Annotated in this window: 20 protein-coding genes, 1 tRNA gene and 3 pseudogenes; 20 read left to right on the top strand and 4 right to left on the bottom strand. The window is 59.0% G+C overall.

All coding sequences use genetic code 11. The features are described from left to right. The first annotated feature begins 66 nt into the window (after positions 1 to 66). Entirely contained in the window at positions 67 to 636 is a 570-nt protein-coding gene (gene plsY / locus ACEN2T_RS19805; RefSeq protein WP_032883869.1) for a glycerol-3-phosphate 1-O-acyltransferase PlsY, read from the top strand. 43 nt (positions 637 to 679) lie between these two features. Here the strand turns inward: plsY and tsaD are convergent, their stop codons facing one another. After that, a complete protein-coding gene (gene tsaD, locus ACEN2T_RS19800; RefSeq protein ID WP_442117347.1) occupies positions 680 to 1,705 on the bottom strand; it encodes a tRNA (adenosine(37)-N6)-threonylcarbamoyltransferase complex transferase subunit TsaD in 1,026 nt (341 codons plus the stop codon). 202 nt (positions 1,706 to 1,907) lie between these two features. Between tsaD and rpsU the strand changes: the two genes are divergently transcribed. The 8 genes and pseudogenes from rpsU to ACEN2T_RS19760 all read left to right on the top strand — a co-directional run bounded on the left by rpsU (position 1,908) and on the right by ACEN2T_RS19760 (position 12,126). Beyond that, entirely contained in the window at positions 1,908 to 2,123 is a 216-nt protein-coding gene (rpsU, locus tag ACEN2T_RS19795) for a 30S ribosomal protein S21 (protein ID WP_002551877.1), read from the top strand. Between the two features lie 443 nt (positions 2,124 to 2,566). Beyond that, the gene (gene dnaG / locus ACEN2T_RS19790; protein ID WP_032883872.1) at positions 2,567 to 4,534 is read left to right on the top strand and encodes a DNA primase; all 1,968 of its coding nucleotides are present in this window, start codon (positions 2,567 to 2,569) and stop codon (positions 4,532 to 4,534) included. A gap of 67 nt (positions 4,535 to 4,601) precedes the next feature. Then, positions 4,602 to 6,452 (top strand): RNA polymerase sigma factor RpoD, encoded by a 1,851-nt coding sequence (gene rpoD, locus ACEN2T_RS19785; RefSeq protein WP_032883873.1) that lies wholly within the window; start codon positions 4,602 to 4,604, stop codon positions 6,450 to 6,452. 123 nt (positions 6,453 to 6,575) lie between these two features. Next, a complete protein-coding gene (locus ACEN2T_RS19780) occupies positions 6,576 to 10,319 on the top strand; it encodes an EAL domain-containing protein (protein WP_095185048.1) in 3,744 nt (1,247 codons plus the stop codon). A 15-nt stretch (positions 10,320 to 10,334) separates the two neighbouring features. Further along, positions 10,335 to 10,411: transfer RNA gene (locus ACEN2T_RS19775), tRNA-Ile, on the top strand. Between the two features lie 125 nt (positions 10,412 to 10,536). Then, positions 10,537 to 10,772: pseudogene (locus ACEN2T_RS19770) on the top strand (site-specific integrase); the annotation flags it as partial. A 600-nt stretch (positions 10,773 to 11,372) separates the two neighbouring features. Continuing rightward, positions 11,373 to 11,873, top strand: a complete 501-nt coding sequence (locus ACEN2T_RS19765) for a hypothetical protein (protein WP_442117346.1) — start codon at positions 11,373 to 11,375, stop codon at positions 11,871 to 11,873. Positions 11,874 to 11,883: 10 nt separating this feature from the next. Beyond that, positions 11,884 to 12,126 (top strand): hypothetical protein, encoded by a 243-nt coding sequence (locus ACEN2T_RS19760; protein WP_095185049.1) that lies wholly within the window; start codon positions 11,884 to 11,886, stop codon positions 12,124 to 12,126. 764 nt (positions 12,127 to 12,890) lie between these two features. Here ACEN2T_RS19760 and ACEN2T_RS19755 read toward each other — a convergent pair. Beyond that, positions 12,891 to 13,193: pseudogene (locus ACEN2T_RS19755) on the bottom strand (VOC family protein); the annotation flags it as partial. Between the two features lie 8 nt (positions 13,194 to 13,201). On the opposite strand from ACEN2T_RS19755, the pseudogene ACEN2T_RS19750 reads away from it, so the two are divergent. The 10 genes and pseudogenes from ACEN2T_RS19750 to pqqE all read left to right on the top strand — a co-directional run. Continuing rightward, positions 13,202 to 13,354: pseudogene (locus ACEN2T_RS19750) on the top strand (LysR family transcriptional regulator); the annotation flags it as partial. Between the two features lie 36 nt (positions 13,355 to 13,390). After that, positions 13,391 to 13,837 carry an Lrp/AsnC family transcriptional regulator gene (locus ACEN2T_RS19745; protein WP_442117345.1) on the top strand — a complete coding sequence of 149 codons (447 nt, stop codon included), beginning with the start codon at positions 13,391 to 13,393 and terminating at the stop codon, positions 13,835 to 13,837. 146 nt (positions 13,838 to 13,983) lie between these two features. Then, entirely contained in the window at positions 13,984 to 15,675 is a 1,692-nt protein-coding gene (locus ACEN2T_RS19740; protein ID WP_032883896.1) for a flavin monoamine oxidase family protein, read from the top strand. A gap of 11 nt (positions 15,676 to 15,686) precedes the next feature. Further along, the gene (locus ACEN2T_RS19735) at positions 15,687 to 16,481 is read left to right on the top strand and encodes a carbon-nitrogen hydrolase family protein (protein WP_122681314.1); all 795 of its coding nucleotides are present in this window, start codon (positions 15,687 to 15,689) and stop codon (positions 16,479 to 16,481) included. A gap of 48 nt (positions 16,482 to 16,529) precedes the next feature. Next, positions 16,530 to 18,884, top strand: a complete 2,355-nt coding sequence (gene pqqF / locus ACEN2T_RS19730; RefSeq protein ID WP_442117344.1) for a pyrroloquinoline quinone biosynthesis protein PqqF — start codon at positions 16,530 to 16,532, stop codon at positions 18,882 to 18,884. 174 nt (positions 18,885 to 19,058) lie between these two features. After that, the gene (gene pqqA / locus ACEN2T_RS19725; protein WP_003194766.1) at positions 19,059 to 19,133 is read left to right on the top strand and encodes a pyrroloquinoline quinone precursor peptide PqqA; all 75 of its coding nucleotides are present in this window, start codon (positions 19,059 to 19,061) and stop codon (positions 19,131 to 19,133) included. Between the two features lie 71 nt (positions 19,134 to 19,204). Continuing rightward, positions 19,205 to 20,116, top strand: a complete 912-nt coding sequence (gene pqqB, locus ACEN2T_RS19720) for a pyrroloquinoline quinone biosynthesis protein PqqB (RefSeq protein WP_442117343.1) — start codon at positions 19,205 to 19,207, stop codon at positions 20,114 to 20,116. Between the two features lie 11 nt (positions 20,117 to 20,127). After that, positions 20,128 to 20,880 (top strand): pyrroloquinoline-quinone synthase PqqC, encoded by a 753-nt coding sequence (gene pqqC, locus ACEN2T_RS19715; protein WP_099601639.1) that lies wholly within the window; start codon positions 20,128 to 20,130, stop codon positions 20,878 to 20,880. Further along, complete coding sequence (gene pqqD / locus ACEN2T_RS19710; RefSeq protein WP_095185054.1) at positions 20,877 to 21,152, top strand: pyrroloquinoline quinone biosynthesis peptide chaperone PqqD; 276 nt, start codon at positions 20,877 to 20,879, stop codon at positions 21,150 to 21,152. The genes pqqC and pqqD overlap by 4 nt, the downstream gene beginning before the upstream one ends. Next, the gene (pqqE, locus tag ACEN2T_RS19705; RefSeq protein ID WP_095185055.1) at positions 21,145 to 22,275 is read left to right on the top strand and encodes a pyrroloquinoline quinone biosynthesis protein PqqE; all 1,131 of its coding nucleotides are present in this window, start codon (positions 21,145 to 21,147) and stop codon (positions 22,273 to 22,275) included. Before pqqD ends, pqqE begins: the two co-directional genes overlap by 8 nt. Before the next feature lie 5 nt (positions 22,276 to 22,280). On the opposite strand, the gene ACEN2T_RS19700 is transcribed toward pqqE, so the two are convergent. Both ACEN2T_RS19700 and ACEN2T_RS19695 read right to left on the bottom strand, forming a co-directional pair. Continuing rightward, positions 22,281 to 22,439 carry a YqaE/Pmp3 family membrane protein gene (locus ACEN2T_RS19700; protein ID WP_003194776.1) on the bottom strand — a complete coding sequence of 53 codons (159 nt, stop codon included), beginning with the start codon at positions 22,437 to 22,439 and terminating at the stop codon, positions 22,281 to 22,283. Between the two features lie 182 nt (positions 22,440 to 22,621). Beyond that, entirely contained in the window at positions 22,622 to 23,887 is a 1,266-nt protein-coding gene (locus tag ACEN2T_RS19695) for an aspartate aminotransferase family protein (protein ID WP_032883908.1), read from the bottom strand. Positions 23,888 to 24,084: 197 nt separating this feature from the next. On the opposite strand from ACEN2T_RS19695, the gene ACEN2T_RS19690 reads away from it, so the two are divergent. Beyond that, on the top strand, positions 24,085 to 24,984 hold the full coding sequence (locus tag ACEN2T_RS19690) for a LysR family transcriptional regulator (RefSeq protein WP_032883909.1): 900 nt from the start codon (positions 24,085 to 24,087) through the stop codon (positions 24,982 to 24,984). Positions 24,985 to 25,181: the final 197 nt, after the last annotated feature.

The following is a 25,181-nucleotide window of genomic DNA, read 5'->3' as shown; positions in this document are numbered from 1 at the left end:
CTCCGCAGCACGACAAGGGCGCGATGCCCCGTTAGAATCAGGGCGTCCTCGCCCGGAATAGTTAGCATGTTTTGGTCACTGGCGATTCTCGCCTACCTGCTCGGCTCGCTGTCCTTCGCCATTTTGCTCAGCCGCCTGACGGGAAACCCCGACCCGCGAATGAGTGGTTCCGGCAATGCTGGCGCCACCAACATGTTGCGCCTGGCCGGCAAGAAGCTCGCCGTGCTGACGCTGCTGGGCGATCTGTGCAAGGGCTTGCTGCCCGTGCTGATCGCCAGCACCGCCGGCCTTACCCTGCAACAGCAGGCCTGGGTGGGCGTGTGCGCCGTCCTGGGCCATCTGTTTCCACTGTACTTCCGATTTCGCGGCGGCAAAGGTGTCGCCACGGCGGCCGGTATGCTGCTGGGGATCTACCCACCGGCGGCACTACTGGCCGTGCTTGCCTGGCTGCTGACGTTCTACCTGACCCGCACCAGCTCACTGGCGGCGCTGATCGCCACGCCGCTCACCCTGCCATTGCTGGCCTGGCAGGAACCGGCGGCGCTGCTGCCGATGAGCGTGCTGACATTGCTGATCGTCTGGCGCCATCGGGGCAATTTACGCGACCTGTTTGCCGGGCGCGAACGGCATTTTTAAATCCCCCAGATGAGCCTGGCTCACGTCGCGCCCAAATAACGGCCTACAACGGCGGCAGCTGCTCCATCGGCCAACGTGCCTGCACGCTGATCGCCAGGCTTTCGTGCTGCCCCGCCAGCAGACGCTGGCAACCGGCATAGGCGATCATGGCGCCATTGTCGGTGCAAAACTCAGGGCGGGCGTAGAACACATCCCCCTTCATATCACCGAGCATTTTTTCCAATGAACTGCGCAGCGCCTTGTTTGCGCTGACGCCGCCAGCAATCACCAGACGCTTCATGCCAGCCTGCTTCAGAGCACGCTTGCACTTGATGGTCAAAGTCTCCACCACGGCCTGCTGGAACGCCAGAGCGATGTCGCAACGGGCTTGCTCACTGTCGTCCCCGGCGCTGACGCTGCGCTGCCAGGTATTCAGCGCAGAGGTTTTCAACCCGCTGAAGCTGAACATCAAACCGGGGCGATCGCACATCGGACGCGGGAATGTGTAGCGACCAGCAACGCCCTTTTCGGCGAGACGGGCGATTTCCGGCCCGCCGGGGTAATTGAGGCCCATCATCTTCGCAGTCTTGTCGAAAGCTTCGCCGGCGGCGTCGTCCAGCGACTCGCCCAAAAGCGTGTATTGACCGATTCCGTCGACCTGAACCAGCTGCGTATGCCCCCCCGAAACCAACAAAGCGACGAACGGGAACTGCGGCGGGTTTTCTTCCAGCATCGGCGCCAGTAAATGGCCTTCCATATGGTGCACACCCAGGGCTGGAATACCCCAGGCGAAAGCCAGCGCCTGTGCGCAAGAGGCCCCAACCAGAAGGGCTCCGACCAATCCAGGGCCCGCCGTGTAGGCAATCGCGTCGATCTCGGTCGGCACACAACCGGCCTCGTCCAGCACCTGGCGAATCAAGGGCAGCATGCGCTTGACGTGATCACGGCTGGCCAGCTCCGGCACCACGCCGCCATAAGCGCGGTGCAGGTCGATCTGACTGAACAGTGCATCGGCCAAAAGCCCGCGTTCACTGTCGTAAAGTGCGACACCGGTTTCGTCGCAGGAGGTTTCAAGTCCCAGTACTAGCATGGGTTTGCGCCTTGTAGAGGCTAAATTCGAAGGCGCGCATAATAGTCGCCACTCCCCCTCCCGACTAGCGGTTTTCGATCAGAGGCTTTGCATTCCGGTCAATGAGGGGTTAACATCCGCAACCCTTAAAAACCGACGACCTCAGCCGCGAATTTTTTGCGACGAGAACGTTGATCCCGGTAATGAAAGAAGGTAGCTCTGGATGCCAGCCGTCAAAGTTAAAGAGAACGAACCCTTCGACGTAGCTCTGCGTCGTTTCAAGCGCTCCTGCGAAAAAGCCGGTGTACTGGCCGAAGTTCGTAGCCGCGAATTTTACGAGAAGCCAACTTCTGAGCGTAAGCGTAAAGCAGCAGCCGCTGTTAAGCGTCACGCCAAGAAAGTTCAACGCGAGCAGCGCCGCGCCGTTCGTCTGTACTAATACACAGACGTTCGTAGCAAGCTTCTGCCAAGCCCGGCCCTTCAGCCGGGCTATTGGCATTTGCAGATATCGCTTGATGCTTCATCGTCGAAGCCGCACATGCGACTGAGACAACTGCTTCACACGTCAGGACTGGCTCTTTTGCCAGCGGTGCACGTCTCTTCTGACGAGCCTAACAAGGCTACTGACGAGCACACTTATTCTGTAAACAGGCGATCAACGGTCGGCTGTGCCCATCGATGAGCTTCCGAGGCCGCCAGCGGCCAAGACCGGAGCCAGGGGCAACACTTCTTCGCCGAAGACTGATAGAAATTAACGTCAGTGAATGTTCGGCAGATACACTTCCATACAGCCCAAGCAGACGATTGATGGTCGAGCCACTCGACCCAAGCGCTTGAGCACTTCACGGGCCCTCATTTACACGCAGTGATGACGAGAACGCCATGGCCGGGCTAATTCCCCAGAGCTTTATTGACGACCTTCTGAACCGCACCGACATCGTCGATGTTGTGAGCTCGCGCGTGCAATTGAAGAAAGCCGGCAAGAATTACACCGCCTGCTGCCCGTTCCACAAAGAAAAAACCCCGTCGTTCAGCGTCAGCCCGGACAAGCAGTTCTATTACTGCTTTGGCTGCGGCGCAGGCGGTAACGCCCTCGGTTTCTTGATGGACCACGACAACCTGGACTTCCCCCAGGCAATCGAGGACCTGGCGAAAGCCGCCGGCATGGAAGTCCCCCGCGAAGAAAGTGGCCGCCCGCACAAACCACGGCAACCCACCGATTCGCCGCTATACCCGCTGCTCACTGCCGCCGCCGACTTTTACCGGCAGGCACTGAAGAGCCATCCTCAGCGCAAGGCGGCCGTCGATTACCTCAAGGGCCGCGGCCTTACCGGTGAAATCGCTCGCGACTTCGGTCTCGGCTTCGCGCCACCCGGCTGGGACAACCTGTACAAACATTTGAGCAGTGACACTCTGCAGCAAAAAGCGATGATCGACGCAGGCCTCCTGGTGGAAAACGCCGAGACCGGCAAGCGCTACGACCGCTTCCGCGACCGCGTGATGTTCCCTATCCGTGACAGCCGCGGCCGTATCATCGCCTTCGGTGGCCGCGTACTGGGCGACGACAAACCCAAGTACCTGAACTCCCCGGAAACCCCGGTGTTCCACAAAGGCCAGGAACTCTACGGCCTGTTCGAAGCGCGCAAGAACAATCGCAACCTCGATGAAATCATCGTGGTTGAAGGCTATATGGACGTGATCGCCCTGGCCCAGCAAGGCTTGCGCAACGCCGTCGCCACCCTTGGCACCGCCACCAGCGAAGAACATCTGAAGCGCCTGTTTCGCGTCGTGCCCAGCGTGCTGTTCTGCTTCGACGGCGACCAGGCTGGCCGCAACGCCGCTTGGCGCGCACTCGAAGCCACGCTGTCGAGCCTGCAGGATGGGCGCCGCGCGCGCTTCCTGTTCTTGCCCGAGGGAGAGGACCCGGACACCCTGGTGCGCTCCGAAGGCACTGACGCATTCCGTGCACGCATCAACCAACATGCGCAGCCGCTGGCCGATTATTTCTTCCAGCAACTGACTGAGGAAGCCGATCCGCGCTCCCTTGAAGGCAAGGCCCATATGGCCACCCTCGCAGCGCCGCTGATCGACAAGGTGCCTGGCGCCAACCTGCGCACCCTGATGCGCCAACGCCTGCTGGAAATTACCGGGCTAAGCGGCGAAGCCGTCAGTCAGTTGGTGCACAGCGCACCGCAGGATGCTCCGCCCGCCTACGACCCGGGCATGGATTACGACGCCATGCCGGACTATGCCGACTTCCAGCCGCAGGAGGCCTACGCGCCCCAGCAGGAATGGACGCCGAAGAAGCCCGGTGCCGGCGGCAAGAAATGGGACAAGAAACCGTGGAGCAAGAACGGCAAGCGTGGCGATCGCGATGAGGCCTACGCCCCACGCACGCCAGTTGCCGTAGAAGCGCCCACGCTGATCGCCCTGCGCACGCTCATTCACCACCCGCAACTGGCGGGCAAGGTCGAAAGTGCCGACCATTTTGCCAATGCGAGCAATACCTACGCTCAGGTGCTGATCGCGCTGATCGAAGCCGTGCAGAAAAATCCTAAGCTAAACTCAATTCAGCTGATGGCACGCTGGCACGGCACAGAACAAGGGCGCTTGTTGAAAGCACTTGCGGAAAAGGAGTGGCTAATTGACGGCGATAACCTTGAACAACAGTTTTTAGACACCATTACTAGGTTATCTGCGGGTCAGCATACGCAAACCCTCGATGAACTCATCAAGAGAGCAAGACAGCCAGGATTATCGGCTGAAGAGCAAATTCAGATAGCAAAACAGATGCGCGACCTCTTAAAACAGAATGTTTCCGCATCAAACCCGACCTCAGCTGGCGTGTGAGGTCATAGCTCGGGTATAATCCTCGGCTTGTTTTTTGCCCGCCAAGACCTTCAGTGGATAGGGTGTTATGTCCGGAAAAGCGCAACAGCAGTCTCGTATCAAAGAGTTGATCACCCTTGGTCGTGAGCAGAAGTATCTGACTTACGCAGAGGTCAACGACCACCTGCCTGAGGATATTTCAGATCCTGAGCAGGTGGAAGACATCATCCGCATGATTAATGACATGGGGATCCCCGTACACGAGAGTGCTCCGGATGCGGACGCCCTTATGTTGGCCGACGCCGATACCGACGAGGCAGCCGCTGAAGAAGCCGCTGCTGCGTTGGCCGCGGTGGAGACCGACATCGGTCGCACGACTGACCCTGTGCGCATGTATATGCGTGAAATGGGTACCGTCGAGTTGCTGACACGCGAAGGCGAGATCGAAATCGCCAAGCGTATCGAAGAGGGCATCCGTGAAGTGATGGGCGCAATCGCGCACTTCCCTGGCACGGTTGACCACATTCTCTCCGAGTACACTCGCGTCACCACCGAAGGTGGCCGCCTGTCCGACGTCCTGAGCGGTTATATCGACCCGGACGACGGTATTGCGCCGCCTGCTGCCGAAGTACCGCCGCCTGTCGATGCGAAAGCCGCAAAAGCGGACGACGACTCCGATGACGACGAGGCTGAAGCCAGCACCGACGACGAAGAAGAAGTCGAAAGCGGTCCAGACCCGATCATCGCTGCCCAGCGTTTCGGTGCGGTTTCCGATCAAATGGAAGTCACCCGCAAGGCCCTGAAAAAGCACGGTCGCTCCAACAAGCTGGCAATTGCCGAGCTGCTGGCGCTGGCTGAGCTGTTCATGCCAATCAAGCTGGTTCCGAAGCAATTCGAAGGCCTGGTTGAACGCGTTCGCAGCGCCCTTGAGCGTCTGCGCGCACAAGAGCGTGCGATTATGCAGCTCTGTGTTCGTGATGCTCGCATGCCGCGTACTGACTTCCTGCGCCAGTTCCCGGGCAACGAAGTTGACGAAAGCTGGAGCGACGCTCTGGCCAAAGGCAAGGCGAAGTATGCTGAAGCCATTGGTCGCCTGCAGCCGGATATCATCCGCTGCCAGCAGAAGCTGACTGCACTTGAGACCGAAACCGGTCTGACGATTGCCGAGATCAAGGACATCAACCGTCGCATGTCGATCGGTGAGGCTAAAGCCCGCCGCGCGAAGAAAGAGATGGTAGAAGCGAACTTGCGTCTGGTGATCTCCATCGCCAAGAAGTACACCAACCGTGGCCTGCAATTCCTCGATCTGATCCAGGAAGGCAACATCGGCTTGATGAAGGCTGTGGACAAGTTCGAATACCGTCGCGGCTACAAGTTCTCGACTTATGCCACCTGGTGGATCCGTCAAGCGATCACTCGCTCGATCGCCGACCAGGCCCGCACCATTCGTATTCCGGTGCACATGATCGAGACGATCAACAAGCTCAACCGTATTTCCCGGCAGATGTTGCAGGAAATGGGTCGCGAACCGACCCCGGAAGAGCTGGGCGAACGCATGGAAATGCCTGAGGATAAAATCCGTAAGGTATTGAAGATCGCTAAAGAGCCGATCTCCATGGAAACCCCGATCGGTGATGACGAAGACTCCCACCTGGGTGACTTCATCGAAGACTCGACTATGCAGTCGCCAATCGATGTCGCCACTGTTGAGAGCTTGAAAGAAGCGACTCGCGACGTACTGTCCGGCCTCACTGCCCGTGAAGCCAAGGTACTGCGCATGCGTTTCGGCATCGACATGAATACCGACCACACCCTTGAGGAAGTCGGTAAGCAGTTTGACGTGACCCGTGAACGGATCCGTCAGATCGAAGCCAAGGCGCTGCGCAAATTGCGCCACCCGACGCGAAGCGAGCATCTGCGCTCCTTCCTCGACGAGTGATACCAGAACCCCCGGCCCATGCCGGGGGTTTTGTTTTGCATAGATAAAATCCCGTACTGCCCCACTCCCCCCGCAATGCCCGTCTACACTCGACACATTCCCCCGTGCCATAACGAGACCGTTATGCCCAGATTGCCGACCGTGATACTGCTGTCGCTGCTGAACTGGACCGCAACGGCTGGCGCGTTGACTCTTACTGATGATGAGCGTGGCTGGCTGGCGGACCATCAGGAGCTGAGACTGGGAGTGGACCCCTCGTGGCCACCCTTCGAATACCGTGATGAAAATGGTCGATACCAAGGCTTGTCGGCGGATTATGTGCGTCTGATCCAGGATCGCCTGGGCGTCAGGGTCAAGATAATCGAGCCGCCGAGCTGGGGTGCCGTATTGGAGATGGCTCGAAGCAATCAGCTCGACCTTATCCCCAGCATCATGTCGACACCGGAGCGCCAGAATTATCTGGCTTTCACCCGGCCTTACATCGACTTCCCGATGGTGATTCTTGCCCACGAAGGCGGGGCACGGCCGCGTAATCTCAAGGACCTTTACGGATTGAAGGTTGCCGTGGTGGAGAACTACGCCCCTCACGAGTTGCTGCGCACCCACCATCCTGACCTCAACCTGGTCGCGATGCCCAACGTCAGTTCCACGCTGCAAGCCTTGGCGACCGGCGAAGTCGATACTGTGGTCAGCGACCTGGCGTCCAGCGTCTGGAGCCTGCGCGAACTAAAACTCGATGGTCTATACGTCAGCGGCGATACACCTTACCGCTATCAATTGGCGATGGGAGTGCCACGGGACGACAAAATACTGGTGGGCATCCTGGATAAAGTCCTGGCCGACCTCAGCCCCGATGAAACCAATGCCATCCAACAGCACTGGGTAGGCAACTTCACGGATAACCGCACGTTCTGGCGCGACCTGCTGATGTACGGCCTGCCCGCCGTGCTGCTGCTAATCGCCGTATTGGCCGTCGTGATTCGGATCAATCGCCGGCTGAGTTCGGAAATTTCGCGCCGCGTCGCGCTTGAACAAGAATTGCGCAGCAGCGAGTACCACTATCGCGGCCTGGTAGAAAGCTTGTCCGCTATTGCCTGGGAAGCCAGCATCACCGATTTCACCTACAGTTACGTGTCGCCCCACGCCGAGGACCTGCTCGGTTACCCAAGAGCCCATTGGCTGATTCCGGGCTTCTGGCGCAACATCATTCACCCCGCCGACCTGATCCGCACCGAAGCCTATTGCTATCGCGAAACCCGCGCCAACCGCGACCACAGCATTGATTACCGAGTGATCACCGCCGACGGCCGCTGTTTGTGGGTACGCGATATTGTCAGCCTGATCGAACACGGCCATGAGCCGGTGCTGCGCGGCTTGATGATTGATATCAGCGAGGCCAAGCGCACCGAGGAGGCGCTGCAGCTGTCCGAGCAGAAGTTTGCCTCGGTCTTCCAGCAATGCCCCGACATCCTTGTGATCGCGCGGCTTTCCGATGGCTGTCTGCTGGAGGTCAATAAAGCGTTCGAAGATCAAATCGGCCTGACCGCCGAGGAAGTGATCGGCAGAACCGGCACGGAACTGGAAATATGGGGCATCCCGGGCATCGGTCCGGAGTTGTTGCAACGCGTCCAGACAACCAGTATTCGCAACCTTGAAATGCCGTTTTTGCGCAGCAACGGCCAAGCCTTCACCGGGCTTATCTCCGCGGAGCCCTTCCAGCTCGACGCGATTGAAGCCATCGTGGTGGTGGTGCGCGATATCACCCAACTCAAGGAAACCCAGCAACTGCTGCAAACCTCCGAAGAGAAGTTCGCCAAAGCCTTCCATGCTTCGCCCGACGGCTTGCTGCTGAGCCGCCAACGCGACGGCCTGCTGATTGAAGTCAACGAAGGTTTCAGCCGCCTGACCGGTTACACCAGCGCCACCTCTCTCGACCAATCAACCCTGGAACTGGGCATCTGGGTCGATCTCAACGAACGCAAACACATGCTGGAACTGATGCAGCGAGATGGCTTTGTGCGTGATTTTATCTGCCACATACGACGTAGCGACGGTGAAATTCGGATGTGTGAAGTGTCCAGTCGCCCGCTGCCGATCGCCGGGGAAGACTGCATGCTGACCATCGCCCGCGACATCACCGAACGTCAATTGATGCAGGAAAAACTGCAACAGGCCGCGACGGTATTCGAGAGTACCGCCGAAGGCGTGTTGATCACCGACACCCGGCAGAACATCAGCGCCGTCAACCGCGCCTTCAGCGAAATCACTGGCTACAGCGAAGCCGAAGCCCTCGGCCAAACACCCCGCCTCCTCGCCTCTGGCCTGCATGACAGCGCGTTTTACGCCGCGATGTGGCACCAATTGACGGCCCAAGGTCATTGGCAGGGCGAGATTTCCAACCGTCGAAAGAACGGCGAACTGTACCCCAGTTGGCTGACCATCAGCGCCGTGCGCAACCGGGATCAATTGATCACTCACTTTGTGGCGGTGTTTGCAGACATCTCCAGCCTCAAACTGGCCCAGGCGCGCCTCGATTATCAGGCGCACCACGATCCACTGACCGGGCTGCCCAACCGCACTCTATTTGAAAACCGGTTGCAGGCAGCCCTAAACGGCCATCAAGAGACTGGCAAACAGGGCGCGGTGTTGTTCCTCGATCTGGACCGCTTCAAACACATCAACGACAGCCTCGGCCACCCGATCGGCGATCTGCTGCTCAAAGACATTGCCGTGCGCCTCAAGGACCAACTGCGAGACATCGATACCGTAGCGCGCCTGGGCGGCGATGAATTCATCATCCTGCTACCCGGCCTGCAACACGCCAATGACGCCGAGCAATTGGCCAATAAGTTACTGACCTGCTTCACCCCGCCATTCCAGGCTGGCGAGCACGAGTTCTTCATCAGCGCCAGCATCGGCACCAGCCTTTACCCGCAGGACGGTACGGATGTCGCCACCTTGGTCAAGAATGCCGACGCTGCGATGTATCGATCCAAAGCCAAGGGACGTAACCGGGTCGAAAGCTACACCCGCGACCTGACGGCTCAGGCCAACGAGCGTGTGGCACTGGAGCATGAACTGCGGCGAGCCATCGAACGTAAAGAGCTGAGCCTGTATTACCAGCCGAAACTGAGCCTGGTAACACAAGAACTGATCGGTGCCGAAGCCCTGATCCGCTGGCATCACCCCACCTTTGGCGACGTACCGCCAGAACACTTTATTGCCCTGGCCGAAGAGAACGGCACGATCCTGCAAATTGGCGATTGGGTCTTGGAACAGGCCTGCCGACAACTGCATGCGTGGCAGGGCACCTACGAAGATTTCGGCCCGCTGTCGGTCAACCTCGCCGGTGCGCAGCTACGCCATCCCGGCTTGCTGAGTCGAATAGAACAACTGTTGCGCGACTACCACCTCGACCCAGGTCACCTGCAACTGGAGATCACTGAAAACTTCATCATGAGCCAGGCCGAAGAAGCACTTGAGGTGCTGCACCAACTCAAACAACTGGGCGTACAGCTGGCAATTGATGACTTCGGCACTGGCTACTCGTCCCTCAGCTACCTTAAACGGCTACCGCTGGATTTCCTGAAGATCGACCAATCCTTCGTCCGCGGTCTGCCGGACGACCCCCACGACGCCGCCATCGTGCGCGCTATCATCGCCCTGGGCCACAGCATGCAATTCACCATCATCGCCGAAGGCGTGGAGAACCCCGCGCAGCAAGCCTTCCTGGCAGCTGAGGGCTGCGAACAGATGCAAGGCTACATCGTCAGCTTGCCACTGCCGCCGGAGCTTTTTGTCGCTACCTTCCTTCGTATGAGCATTGAGGATTTTTCGGATAGCACACAGAAGAAACCATCGCTATAATCCGCGACCTGTTAAGGGCCTATAGCTCAGTTGGTCAGAGCAGAGGACTCATAATCCTTTGGTCCACGGTTCAAGTCCGTGTGGGCCCACCAACTCCAAAGCCGCGCATTGCGCGGCTTTCGCGTTTCTGGCTGGTCCACCACAGATACAGTCCTATGGTCCAAGGGTACAATTTAGGTACAGTGCTGGTTCGCCAGCCGCCTAGGAGCACCCTTTCATGGCTACTCTCGTCAAAACTCCTTCCGGCACCTGAAGGCGCTCATTCGTAAAAATGGCTGGCCCACAGTCGCCAAAACCTTCCGCACAAAGCGTGATGCGGAGGACTGGTCGAGGCGTACCGAAGAAGAAATGGTGCGTGGCGTGTACATCCGATGTAGCGGCTCGGAGAAAATGACGCTAGAGGCTGCACTCAAGCGCTATCTGAGCGACATAACCCCCACCAAGAAACCCACCATTTGTTATCGCTGATGCAGAATTAACCCAGATGCCGACTTAAAGCCGCTCCATCAGTGATCCGCTCAAAGTCAGACCTGCTAATACTTACACCGCCAAGGCTTGGGTCAGCCAAATTTCGGTAGCCGGGTCAATTGGGCATCAGCGACAACAGAGTTTGGTTCAAGGTCTGGGCTTAGACCTATCGGAAGTCACCGACGTCTACAAGCATCACGCGAAATACTTCTGGGCTTCTGCACGTGGTGAGCGCACAGAGGGGCATGCCGATTATCATCCGCCGCCTTCAGGCTCGTGAGAGAGGTGCGGCGGGATTCCGCGATTGCAGTTTGATTGCACGCCCTTAACCCTCAGCGCAATGCAGAAGTTGTCGACGGAGCTTTACACGGTCACAGCATACCCCGGCCAGTGCCTCGTGCGGAGGCGCCTCGGCCTAACGTCTCCAAAACCGACGAGCTCGATGTCTTGTTACCGGGGAGTTGGCTTACTGGCGATGAGACCCGTGCAGACGTCAAATTCCCCGGGGCCTCACATCAAAGACCGTTTGCATCTTAGTCACCGCTTGTAGAAGATCATCGTCTTTTTGCACGAATGGATACGCGCATGAAGTTCGAGAAAACCACGCAGTACAGGTCCGAGGAAGGAATCGTCTTCAATCTGTCTCAAATCACCCTCATGGAAAGCGACCGAGGTCGCCTGCGCGAGCTGCACTTTGGCGAAGCGAAACGCGCCCATTACCAAGTCAACAGCATCGTCGTCGATATGTACGACCGAATGCAGGCTCGAAACCTGCCATGCCTGCTGACAGTCTGCATTTCCAATCCCCTGACCCGGCAGCACGCCGACGCTATCACTACTATGCGCGGCAACGTCGCCAAGGGAATTGCTGCGGCCTCAGGTGGCGTTGCCGGGAAGGTAGGTGCGTTGGGCGGGCCGCTCATTGGTTGGGCTTCAGGTGCAGTCGTGACGACAGGTGTCAACTGGTACCTCAAAGGGGCCCTGCCGAACCTGCATGCAGGTGACGTGCTGGTCAGCATCGAGGGAGAGGTCCATGGCGGGATTGGCCCACAGCGCTCTGTCGTGACGCTGGTCATCAAGGTCTGAGGAACTGCACATGCCCTACATCATGCAAACTGTCGTCCTTCTGGTGCTGGGCGCGATCCTCGTTCAGTTTCTGAAACCATACCCGCTGCGCAAGTGGCTGGGTTTGGCGCTGCTGGCAACGGGCTTGGTCAGCATCTTCAAGGTTGGTGAGCAGCAGGTGCTGGGCTTTGACCTGGAGCTGCTAGCACTGCTGGCCGTGCCGCTGGGCGTGGTGCTTTTCCTGACGCGGCGGCGGTTCACGGAGAGGGACTGAAGCCCTTGCACGATTTCTCGGTGCCGTCTCTGACCCAAAATCATATGGGACAACAGTCGATCAACAGCGCGTTGATCGATAATCTTAGCGTTGGACCTTGCAGGCGGATTGAGGGGTTACTTTGAACATACTGGTAACTCCTAACGTAGGTTAGATGCCGCCAAAATCACTGCTAAATGATGGGTGGCGGCTGTAACGCAGACCAGGTGCAGTCGGAAATGTGTAATGCCACATTGACCAGCCTCGCCAACTCTGCGGGCGCGGCCTAATTCTGATCCTAGACAGCACGGATCTAGCGCACATGAAAGGTCACCGCAATCGCCAACCTTTAAAGTCAGACTATACGCATGCCTTAGGCCAAGTCGCGCTTTGCTTCTCGATCTGTGAATGGAACGTGGTTTTGAGATGCGAGAGAATTAGCCCGGGGGCACTACAGAAGATCGTGGGCGAAGAATTCACTGCGGGGCAAATTGCGAAACTCAAAGGGCGCAAAATCAGTACAACCACGGTACAGTACTCAGCTTGAGCAACCTTCTCAAAATTACGCTTAACACCAAGTACTACGGGGCCTCCAGCTATGCCAACTTACGTTCACCTACGAACGATTTCTCTAGGCATATCACCTCGTCCAGCAACTCATAATCCTTTGGTCCACGGTTCAAGTCCGTGTGGGACCACCAACTCCAAAGCCGCGCATTGCGCGGCTTTTGTGTGTCTGAAGACCCACTCTCAGTGTCCGCACTGTCCACACAACGTCCACCGCCTCACTTCGCAAACAACTGCCCAATATCCCTGGATGCTTTGAACTCAAGCGCATTACCGCACGGGTCAAACAGGAACAATGTCGCCTGCCCTCCTACTTGGCCCTTGAACCGAATATGCGACTCCAGCGCAAACGTCGTACCTCGCGCCTGCAAGCGTTACGCCAGTACGTGTCAATCTTCACAGCCCAATACCACGCCGAAATACGGCACGGGGACATCGTGGACGTCGACGGCATTGGTGTAGGCCGCGTCCTGGAAGGCGGTTTTCGGATGTTCGGGGATGACCAATGGGTGGCCGAAGAAACTACTGACTGTGGCTGGAGCGCTCGCCCCAAGTAAGAATAATCCCGCTGGGCAACCTGACGTTTTACCGAGAGGTCATCCTACTGAGTCGCTATAGCCAACGGCACTTACCAGTGCCACAACTGTTTGCCCGCTGCCTGCTGGACGATTCAAGCCTGTAACATGCGTTCCCATTGCAGCCCGTCACGGAGCCTCCCTTGCCTGTCCTCGATGAAATCGATCGCCAACTGATCGCCGCCTTGCAGATCAACGCCCGCGAAAGCGTAGCCATGCTTGCGCGGCAGTTGGGCATCGCGCGCACCACGGTGACCTCCCGCCTGGCGCGCCTGGAGAAAACCCAAGTGATCACCGGTTATGGCGTGCGCTTGGGCCAACGGGTGACGGACGGTGGTTTGCAGGCCTACGTGGGCATCACTGTGCAACCTCGCTCAGGCAAAGAAGTGTTGCGCAGGCTGAGTGCCATGGCTCAGGTGCAACAGTTGTGCGCGGTGAGCGGCGAGTTTGATTACGTGGCTTGGCTACGGACGGATTCGCCGGAGCAACTGGATCAGTTACTGGACCAGATCGGCAGTGTCGATGGTGTAGAGAAAACCACCACCTCGATCATCCTCAGTAACAAATTGGATCGCGGACAACCAATATGACCAGCAACCTCGTCACTTCGACTGAAAACAATTCATTCCGACGACACATTGCGTCTTATTAACGAGCGCAACGCTCCCTAAACTGGCTGCCATCTTTTCCTATACTCAGCGGGTCGTGCCCCGCCGGGTATCCAGCCAGGTCAGCCATGAATACGTCGAACAAAAACAGTCGCCACCCTGCAGACGGTAAAAAGCCCATCACCATCTTCGGCCCGGATTTTCCGTTTGCCTTTGATGACTGGATCGAGCACCCCGCAGGCTTGGGCAGCATCCCCGCCGCCAACCATGGTGCAGAAGTAGCCATCATCGGCGCAGGTATCGCCGGGCTGGTTGCCGCCTATGAGCTGATGAAGCTGGGCCTCAAACCCGTGGTGTACGAAGCCTCGAAAATGGGTGGCCGTTTGCGCTCCCAGGCTTTCGAAGGTGCCGAAGGCATCATCGCCGAGCTGGGCGGCATGCGCTTCCCGGTGTCGTCCACCGCCTTCTATCACTATGTGGACAAGCTGGGACTGGAAACCAAACCGTTCCCCAACCCACTGACGCCGGCCTCCGGCAGCACCGTGATCGACCTCGAAGGCCAAACCCACTACGCACAAAAGCTGTCCGACTTGCCTGCACTGTTCCAGGAAGTGGCTGACGCTTGGGCCGACGCCCTGGAAGCCGGCTCGCAGTTCGGTGATATCCAGCAAGCCATTCGCGACCGCGACGTACCGCGCCTCAAAGCGCTGTGGAATAAGCTGGTGCCCCTGTGGGACGACCGCACCTTCTACGATTTCGTCGCCACGTCCAAGGCGTTCGCCAAGTTGTCGTTTCATCACCGTGAAGTGTTTGGGCAAGTCGGTTTCGGCACCGGCGGCTGGGACTCGGACTTTCCCAACTCGATGCTGGAAATCTTCCGCGTAGTGATGACCAACTGCGACGACCACCAACACCTGGTGGTCGGTGGCGTGGCCCAAGTGCCAATGGGTATCTGGCGCCATGTACCGGAACGCTGCGCCCACTGGCCGGCCGGCACCAGCCTCAGCTCGTTGCACAGCGGCGCGCCGAGAGCCGGGGTCAAGCGCATTGCACACGCAGCCGACGGCCGCTTCGCGGTGACCGACAACTACGGCGACACCCGCGAATATGCCGCCGTCCTCACCACCTGCCAAAGCTGGCTGCTGACCACCCAAATCGAATGCGATGAAACCCTGTTCTCGCAAAAGATGTGGATGGCCCTAGACCGCACCCGCTACATGCAATCCTCGAAAACCTTCGTGATGGTCGACCGCCCGTTCTGGAAAGACAAAGATCCGGAAACCGGCCGCGACCTCATGAGCATGACCCTCACCGACCGCCTCACCCGCGGCACTTACCTGTTCGACAACGGCGACGACAAACCAGGGGTGATCTGCTTGTCGTACTCGTGGATGAGCGACGCGCTGAAAATGCTTCCGCAGCCTATCGAAAAGCGGGTAAAGCTGGCCCTGGATGCCTTGAACAAGATCTACCCGAAAGTCGATATCAAGGCGCGCATCATTGGTGATCCGATCACCGTGTCCTGGGAGGCCGACCCGCATTTCCTCGGGGCCTTCAAAGGCGCGCTGCCTGGCCACTATCGTTACAACCAGCGTATGTATGCGCACTTTATGCAGAAGGACATGCCAGCCGAACAGCGTGGGATTTTTATCGCCGGCGACGACGTTTCCTGGACACCTGCCTGGGTGGAAGGCGCAGTACAAACCTCGCTGAACGCGGTGTGGGGCATCATGACCCACTTCGGTGGCAGTACTCACGCCGAGAACCCAGGGCCGGGCGACGTGTTCGATGACATCGGGCCAATCGCCTTGGCCGAATAAGGAGTTACGCCATGCGTGTCGCCCTGTACCAATGCCCGCCGCTGCCACTGGAAGTGGCGGGCAACCTCAAGCGCCTGCGCCAGCTCGCACACGAAGCGACCGGCGCCGATGTGCTAGTGCTGCCGGAGATGTTCCTGACCGGTTACAACATCGGCGCAGAAGCCGTCGGGGCATTGGCCGAAGCGCAGGATGGCGAGTCTGCCCAGAGCATTGCCGACATCGCGCAAAGCGCCGGACTGGCCATTTTGTATGGTTATCCTGAGCGGGCCGACGATGGGCAGATCTACAACGCCGTGCAGCTGATAGACGCCAACGGCCAGCGCCTCTGCAACTATCGCAAGACCCATCTGTTCGGGGATCTGGACCATTCGATGTTCAGTGCCGGCGACGATGACTTCCCACTGGTGGAGCTCAACGGTTGGAAGCTGGGATTCCTGATTTGCTACGACCTGGAGTTCCCGGAAAACACCCGGCGCCTGGCCTTGGCCGGGGCCGAATTAATACTGGTGCCCACCGCCAACATGGTGCCGTTCGATTTCGTTGCCGACGTCACCGTGCGGGCGCGGGCCTTTGAAAACCAGTGCTACGTGGCCTATGCCAACTATTGCGGGCACGAAGGCGAGATTCAGTACTGTGGCCAAAGCAGCATCGCCGCACCGGATGGCCAGCGCATCGCCCAGGCCGGTCTGGATGAAGCCTTGATTGTCGGCACGTTGGATCACCAATCGATCCTCGACGCCCGCGCCGCCAATCACTACCTGCAAGACCGTCGCCCCGAGCTTTACGGCCCGCTGCACAAGCCCTGATCCGATGGGTTTGTTAGCATAGGCACTTGCCCCGTTCTGGAAGTGCCCATGCCTGTCCCGGCCCACCCTTATCCCGTTCATTTGACCCTGGCCAACGGCCTGCGGGTTTGCCTGCGCCATGCGCCACGTTTGAAGCGTTGCGCCGCAGCGTTAAGGGTGGCTGCCGGCAGCCATGACGTACCGTTGGCTTGGCCGGGTCTGGCGCATTTTCTTGAGCATTTGTTGTTTCTCGGCACCGAGCGATTTCCCAGCGGTGAAGGGTTGATGGCCTACGTACAACGTCACGGTGGCCAAGTGAATGCCAGCACCCGCGAACGCACCACAGACTTCTTCTTTGAACTGCCCGTTCCGACCTTTGCAGAGGGACTTGAACGGCTGGCCGACATGCTGACCCATCCGCGCCTGACGCTGGAGGATCAACTGCGCGAGCGCGAAGTGCTGCACGCAGAGTTTGTCGCCTGGTCTCAAGATGCCAAGGCTCAGCAACAGGTGGCGCTGTTCGAAGGCTTGGCGGCGGATCATCCGTTGCGTGGTTTTCATGCCGGGAACCGCGACAGCCTGCCGGTGGAGCGCGAGGCGTTTCAACAAGCCTTGCGGGAATTCCACACACATTTCTATCAGAGCGGGCAGATGACTTTGAGCCTTGCCGGTCCGCAGTCGCTGCAAGAGCTGGAAGCCCTGGCGCAGCAGTTCAGTGTGCAACTGGTCTCTGGCCCGCAACATCCGCAGGCGTCGCCACCGGCCCTGATGCAAGGCCAGGCTCGGCGGTATCAGCACACCGAAGGCGGCCACCTGCACCACGTCATCACTTGTGACGTACCCCGCGAAGCACTGGATTTCCTCTGCACTTGGCTAAACGCCTCTGCACCGGGCGGGCTGCTCGCTGAGTTGAAAGCACGGCAATTGGTCAGCGCACTGCAGGCGTCAGTGCTGTACCACGCCGCCGGACAAGCAGTGCTGGATATCGAATTTACGCTCGGGAACGCAGACAAACCGGCGACACACATTGAGGCACTGTTGCACGACTGGCTGAGCTTTTTCTCACACAGCGACTGGACTCCGCTGCGCGAAGAGTTCGCGCTGCTGAACGTGCGACAACAACAGATCCAGGGCGCCCTGGCATTGGCCCGAAACGACAGCGACGATCTGGGTGAAAAAGGCATCGCCGCGCTCAAGGCCCTGTTTGAATCACTGCAACTACCGCCCGCCGAACATCGCTGGCAACTCCCATCGAACAATCCGTTCCTGCGCCCACCGGTCAAGCAAGAGCGCGCAGGCCTGATCCGCGGCCAAACCAGCGCCCACCGAGGGCTGCGAACCTTTGCCCAGGATCGCTCGCGGGGTCGCCGGGAGGTAGCGGCGCTAACATTCAGCCAGGCCTTGGCGGATGACAGCGACGAAGGCGCGCTGTACCTGCAATGGCGGTTTGGCTCGCCAGCTGCCGCGGGGGTGGAAAGCAGCTTGCAGCCCTTGCTTGAAAATGCACGTCAGGCGGGTGTTGAAGTGTCCTTTGAAGCCACCGGCAGTGACTGGCTGGTGAAAATGACCGGCCTGCACGAGCCCATGCCGGCCGTGCTGGAGGTCTTGGCGCAAAGCCTGAATCAGCCGCAAGAAGCTGTCATCGCGCCACCTCCCATGATCCCAATCCGAGCGTTGCTCAAGGCGCTGCCCTCGTGCTGCGCCGCTGGTAATGTCGCCCCCCACGAGCAGCCTGCATCCTGGGCCACCGCACGCTGGCATGGCCTGGGCCTGGGTTTACCCATCGCAACTCAAGCGTTGATCAAAGCGGCCGCCGCCCGTCTGCCTGGGCAACCTGCCCACATCGAACAAACACTGCAAAACCTCAGTGGTCAACGCGTGTGGCATGAGATAAAAACCAGCTCCACCGAAGCCGCCTTGCTGCTGTTTTGCCCGACCCCAAGCCAATCCCTGGCCGATGAAGCGTCGTGGCGACTGCTTGGACACCTGCTCCAAGCTCCCTTCTACCAACGCCTGCGGGTTGAGCTGCAGTTGGGCTACGCAGTATTCAGCGCAGTCCGACAGATAAACGGGCAAACCGGCCTGTTGTTTGGCGTGCAGTCTCCCAGCGTGTCCCTAGAAGGCATCGTTGAACACCTGGAAACTTTCCTGGCCCAACTGCCAGCGTTGGTCGGCAGTTTCGAAGATCTGGGCAACCTTGCCCTGGCTCAACAATTTTCACCTCAGGCGTTGCCGGTCGCCCAAGCTGCCGAGCTGCTGTGGCACGCACACTTGGCCGGCCATCCGTCGGGTTATCTCACGCACATTCAGCAACTGATCCACAGCGTTAGCCGTGAAGACCTGCTGCGGGCCGCCCAGCAATTGAATGACGCCCTAGGTGGCTGGCGCTACGTAGCCAACGGCTCGGAGACGTTGAGCGCCTGAACGCCAGCAGGCTGATCATTGCCAACCCTGCAACAGGCTTTTTCCACCAAGACAGCGCTAACCTGACAAGAATTGAGTAACATTCCTACCCACACATCTGAACATCTCCGACTGGAGGTGGACTATATGTATTACTTGGTAGTAAACGTCCCATCACTTCGTAGGAGTAAGAATATGACTTGGTCCAAACCTGCTTACACTGATCTGCGCATCGGTTTCGAAGTCACCATGTACTTCGCCAGCCGTTAATCCGCTGGGTAATACAACGCCTCGGTTCGCCCGGGGCGTTTTTGTTTTGAGCTTTGCGTGATGGAGTAACCATGTTCGTCCAGATTCTAGGTTCCGCCGCCGGCGGTGGTTTCCCGCAGTGGAACTGCAACTGCGTGAACTGCGCAGGTTTTCGTGATGGCAGCCTGCGGGCCCAGGCACGTACCCAGTCGTCCATCGCGATCTCCGACGATGGTGTGAATTGGGTGCTGTGCAATGCCTCCCCGGATATTCGCGCACAGCTGCAAGGCTTTGCGCCGATGCAACCGGGCCGTGCCCTGCGCGACACCGGCATCAGTGCGATCATCCTGATGGACAGCCAAATCGACCACACCACGGGCCTCTTGAGCCTGCGCGAAGGCTGCCCGCACCAGGTGTGGTGCACTGACATGGTCCATGAAGACCTGAGCACCGGCTTCCCGCTGTTCACCATGCTCACCCACTGGAACGGCGGTCTGGCCTGGAACCGCATCGAACTGGACGCCAGCTTCACCATCCCGGCCTGCCCGAATCTGCGCTTCACTCCATTGCCACTGCGCAGCGCTGCGCCGCCTTACTCGCCGCACCGTTTCGACCCGCATCCCGGCGATAACATTGGCCTGATCGTTGAAGACCTGCGCACCGGCGGCAAACTGTTCTACGCCCCGGGCCTGGGCAAAGTCGACGCGCCACTGTTGGAGATCATGGCCGGCAGCGACTGCCTGCTGGTAGACGGCACGATGTGGGACGACGATGAAATGCAGCGCCGTGGCGTCGGTACCCGCACTGGTCGCGAGATGGGCCACCTGGCGCAAAACGGCCCCGGCGGCATGCTGGAAGCGCTGGAGCAACTGCCGGAGCAGCGCAAGGTGCTTATCCACATCAACAACACCAACCCGATCCTCGATGAAGATTCTCCCGAGCGGGCGGAGCTGGTGCGGCGCAATGTCGAAGTGGCTTACGACGGCATGAGCATTGAATTGTAGGAGCAGACGACATGACTGACACACCGTTGACTACCGCCGAATTCGAAGCCGCCTTGCGCGCCAAGGGCGCCTTCTACCATATCCATCACCCTTACCATGTGGCGATGTACGAAGGCCGTGCCAGCCGCGAACAAATCCAGGGCTGGGTCGCCAACCGCTTCTACTATCAAGTGAACATTCCCCTGAAGGACGCCGCGATTCTGGCCAACTGCCCGGACCGCGAGATCCGTCGCGAGTGGATCCAGCGCTTGCTCGACCACGATGGTGCTCCCGGTGAGGACGGCGGTATCGAAGCCTGGCTTCGCCTGGGCGAGGCAGTCGGCCTCGACCCGGACCAACTGCGCTCCCAGGAATTGGTGCTGCCCGGCGTACGGTTTGCGGTGGACGCCTACGTCAACTTCGCCCGTCGCGCCAGTTGGCAGGAGGCCGCCAGCAGCTCGTTGACCGAACTGTTCGCGCCGCAGATCCACCAGTCGCGCCTCGACAGTTGGCCGCAGCATTACCCGTGGATCGACCCAACCGGCTACGAATATTTCCGCACTCGCTTGGGGCAGGCCCGTCGCGATGTGGAGCACGGCCTGGCGATCACCCTGCAGCACTACACCACCCGCGAAGGCCAGGAGCGCATGCTGGAAATTCTCCAGTTCAAACTGGACATCCTGTGGAGCATGCTGGACGCCATGAGCATGGCCTACGAACTCAAACGCCCGCCGTATCACAGCGTGACCGAGCAGCGGGTCTGGCATAAAGGGATCACCCTATGAGCTTTGATCGCAGCAGAACACCGACCTGGCGCCAGGGTTATCGCTACCAGTACGAGCCTGCGCAAAAGGGCCATGTGCTGCTCTACCCAGAGGGCATGATCAAGCTCAATGACAGCGCCGCGTTGATCGGTGGTTTGATCGACGGCGAGCGCGACGTGGCCGCAATCATCGCCGAGTTGGATAAACAATTCCCAGGTGTGCCTGAGCTCGGTGATGACATCGAGCAATTCATGGAGGTCGCCCGTGCTGAGCACTGGATCACCCTTGCCTGAAAAGCCGGCCATTGGCCTGCCGCTGTGGCTGCTGGCCGAGCTGACTTACCGCTGCCCGCTGCAGTGCCCGTATTGCTCCAACCCGCTGGACTTTGCCGAGCAGGGCAAGGAACTGAGCACCGAGCAGTGGATCAAGGTATTTCGCGAAGCCCGGGAAATGGGCGCCGCGCAGCTGGGGTTTTCCGGCGGTGAACCGCTGGTGCGTCAGGACTTGGCCGAGTTGATCGCCGAGGCGCGCAAACTGGGGTTCTACACCAACCTGATCACTTCCGGCATCGGCCTCACCGAGCAGAAGATCAGCGACTTCAAGAAGGCCGGCCTGGACCATATCCAGATCAGCTTCCAGGCCAGCGACGAACAGGTAAATAACCTGCTGGCCGGCTCGAAAAAAGCCTTCGCGCAAAAATTGGAAATGGCTCGTGCGGTGAAAGCCCACGGCTATCCGATGGTGCTGAACTTCGTCACCCATCGGCACAATATCGACAAGATCGACCGCATCATCGAGTTGTGCATTGCGCTGGAAGCGGACTTTGTTGAGCTCGCGACCTGCCAGTTCTACGGCTGGGCGCAGCTCAATCGTGTTGGGCTGTTGCCAACCAAGGAGCAGTTGGTGCGCGCCGAGCGCATCACCAACGAATACCGCGCCAAGCTCGAAGCCGAAGGCCATCCGTGCAAGCTGATCTTCGTGACGCCGGATTACTACGAAGAACGCCCGAAAGCCTGCATGAACGGTTGGGGCAGTATCTTTCTTACAGTCACGCCAGACGGAACCGCCCTGCCCTGTCACGGCGCCCGACAGATGCCGGTGCAGTTTCCGAATGTGCGCGACCACAGCATGCAACACATCTGGTACGACTCGTTTGGCTTCAACCGCTTTCGCGGCTACGACTGGATGCCGGAGCCATGCCGCTCATGCGACGAGAAGGAAAAGGACTTCGGCGGCTGCCGTTGCCAGGCCTTCATGCTCACGGGGGATGCGAGCAATGCCGACCCAGTGTGCAGCAAGTCCGAGCAGCACGGCATCATCCTGCAAGCGCGGGAAGAGGCCGAACACGCCACCCAGACCATCGAGCAACTGGCCTTTCGCAATGAGCGCAATTCACGGCTCATCGCAAAAGGCTAACAGCCTCAGCGCTTGGCGATGATGTACACCGCGTGGATGATCCCAGGGAAGTAACCGCACAACGTCAGCAGAATATTCAGCCAGAACGCGCCGCCGAAGCCTACTTGCAGAAACACACCCAGTGGCGGCAGCAGAATGGCGATGATGATACGAATGATGTCCATGGGTCAGCTCCAAAAAATCGGCTCGTGTGAGCCGTGTAGCTAATCGACCTTTGCCATTCGTGAGGGTTCAGTGAATTCTGGCATTGAGCCATCCTGTAACGAGCAGGCAAAAAAACGCCCCCAGCCAAAAGAATCAGGCTGGAGGCGCCGCGTATACCGCGAGACGGTTCAGAAAAATGGGGTTAAACAGCGATGCCCTTGCGGCATTGCAGCTGTGCGGTACGCACGCGGGAGAAGGCGCGAGCAAGGCGCAGGAGCATTTCGTCAATGTTGCTTTTGCTCACCGTCAGCGCTGGCGTGAAGCGTAGGCAGTCAGGTTGCGGGGCGTTGAGGATCAGGCCTTCTTGCAGTGCGGCGCTTACTACAGCATCGGCAGAATCATCCGACAACGTCAGCCCCCACATCAGGCCCTGGCCGCGCAGTTGGCCGTGGTCGTAGCGATAGGCCAGACGAGTGAGGCCTTCGCCAAGATAAAGGCCGGACTCGCGCACATGCTCAAGAAAGCCATGCTCCAGCACGGTATCGAGTACCGCCGCGCCGGCTGACGCCATCAACGCATTGCCGTGATGCGTGCCTTCCAATTCGCCTACTTCGAAACAACACGCCTTGCCACGCGCCAGCAGCGCCGCCAGGGGCACGCCGCCGCCCAGACCTTTGCCAAGGGTGATGATGTCGGCGCGTACACCGTACTGTTGTTCGGCCAGCAACGTGCCGTAACGACCGAGGCCTGTCTGCACTTCGTCCAGGATCAGCAGGATCCCCAGTTCACGGCACAAGCGCTCAACGCCCTTGAGGTAGCGCTCCGTCGCAGGGGTTACGCCGGCACCCTGGATCGGTTCGAGCATGATGGCTACGGTTTGAGCATCGACAGCAGCGTGCAGCGCCGGCAGGTCGTTGAAAGGCACATGGCTGAAACCAGGCAATTGCGGTTCGAAACGGTTTTCCAAAGTACCGGCTGATGCAGCCAGCGCCGCGAAACTGCGGCCATGGCAACCGTTGCTGGCACTGATGATGCGGTACGCGCCACCACGATGCAGCTGACCCCATTTGCGCGCCAGCTTGATCGCCGCTTCACAGGCTTCCGCGCCACTGTTGAGCAGATAAGCCTGGTCGCTGCCGGTACGGTGACACAAACGGTCGACGAGGTTGAGTTGGGCACGGTTATGCAGACCCACGCCGGGGTTGATCAACGCTTGGGTCTGGTCACTCAGCGCTTTGATCAACACCTGGGGGCTATGGCCGAGGCTATTGGCGCCATTGCCTTGGCTGAAGTCCAGGTAAGCGCGGTCGTCGCTGTCCCACAACCAGGAACCTTGGCCACGCACGAAGACTTGCGGCGGCCTCGCCACCGTGGGCATCAAGGATTCGCTGGAAGGATCATCGTGCTGCGTATCCAAGACCAAATCGTCCAGACTAGGCGCGGGGCGGCGAATAGAGAACAAGTTCACAGATCCCCCCCGATAGCAACCGAGCAAGCCGCGAAGACTGCCTGTGAATTTTTTGAGTTGCCTATGTAAACGCTATCAACACAAACACTGTTCATTGCCTGATCTGGCCCTGTAAGCCCTGCGAATAGGCGCTAGACTAGGCGCCTAAAGGGCTAACAGCCATTTCGATTTTTCAGCTTTTTCGATAAGAAAGACTTATGGATTTCAAGCAACTGCGTTATTTCGTCGCGGTGTATGAAGAGGGCCATGTAGGCCGTGCCGCCGAACGTCTGTCGATTTCCCAACCAGCTTTGTCGCAACAGATTCGCCAACTGGAGCAGAACCTGGATGTGAGCCTGTTCGAGCGCAGCAGCAAACGTCTACTGCCAACCCTGGCCGCTCACACGCTGTACAACCACGCGTTGCCGTTGATAGATGGCATGCAGCAAGCCGTCGAAGCGCTGCGCAACTTCAAGGGCCAGGCCCTGCGCACCTTGGCTATCGGCGTGCTGCAAACCGTGCACACCAGCCTGGTGCCGCAGATGCTTGAGCGCGTACGCAAGGCCCAGCCGCATCTGGTGGTGCAGATTTACGAATTGACCGGGCTTGAGATTGAACGGCGCCTGCTCAATGGTTCGCTGGACATCGGCATCAGTTACCTGCCACCCCGTCAGCCGGGATTACATGGCGTGCTGCTGTATGAAGATGAGTTGAAAGTGGTCATTCCGGACGATCATCCCCTGCGCGAATTCAAGAAAGTCTCGCTGAAACAGGCGGCCGAGCTGCCGATGTTGTTGCTGGGGGAAGAGTTTCAAATCAGGCAGATCTGGCAGGGCCAACTCGCCAACCTTGGGCGACGGCCACAAGTCCAGGCTGAGCTCAACACCATGGTGGGGATTCTCGACAGCCTGCCCCATACCAAACTGGCAACGGTGCTGCCGGGGCGCTCCCAGGACGAACACAACAGCCAGATGCTGCTGTGGAAACCCTTGAGCGAACCGAGGGTGCCGCTGAAAGTAGGCTTGGTGTGCCGTGACGTGCAGCGCCAGCAAGCAACAGTGGCACTGCTGCGCACCTTGCTTGAAGACGTGATGAATGCCCCGCAGGCGCCGGCCTGACTTTTTCGCGGGCAAAAGAAAACCCCGCCGAAGCGGGGCTTTGCAGACTGTTTCCCTGACATCCATTTCACTCCGCCGTCCTGGCAGAATCCTACGTGTCCGTGTTGTTTCTTTGCGCTTCCTGCGCGACGTCCATGTGAAGTAGATTATCCGTGGATCCAATTTGGCGATAGAGGACGAATAGCAGCACGTCATGT

The organism is Pseudomonas sp. W22_MBD1_FP4, from assembly GCF_052113765.1.
In the GTDB taxonomy this organism is placed as follows: Bacteria; Pseudomonadota; Gammaproteobacteria; order Pseudomonadales; family Pseudomonadaceae; genus Aquipseudomonas; species Aquipseudomonas sivasensis.
The sequence above is the reverse complement of the archived record's forward strand: the minus strand, read 5'-3'. Positions and strand labels throughout refer to the sequence as shown.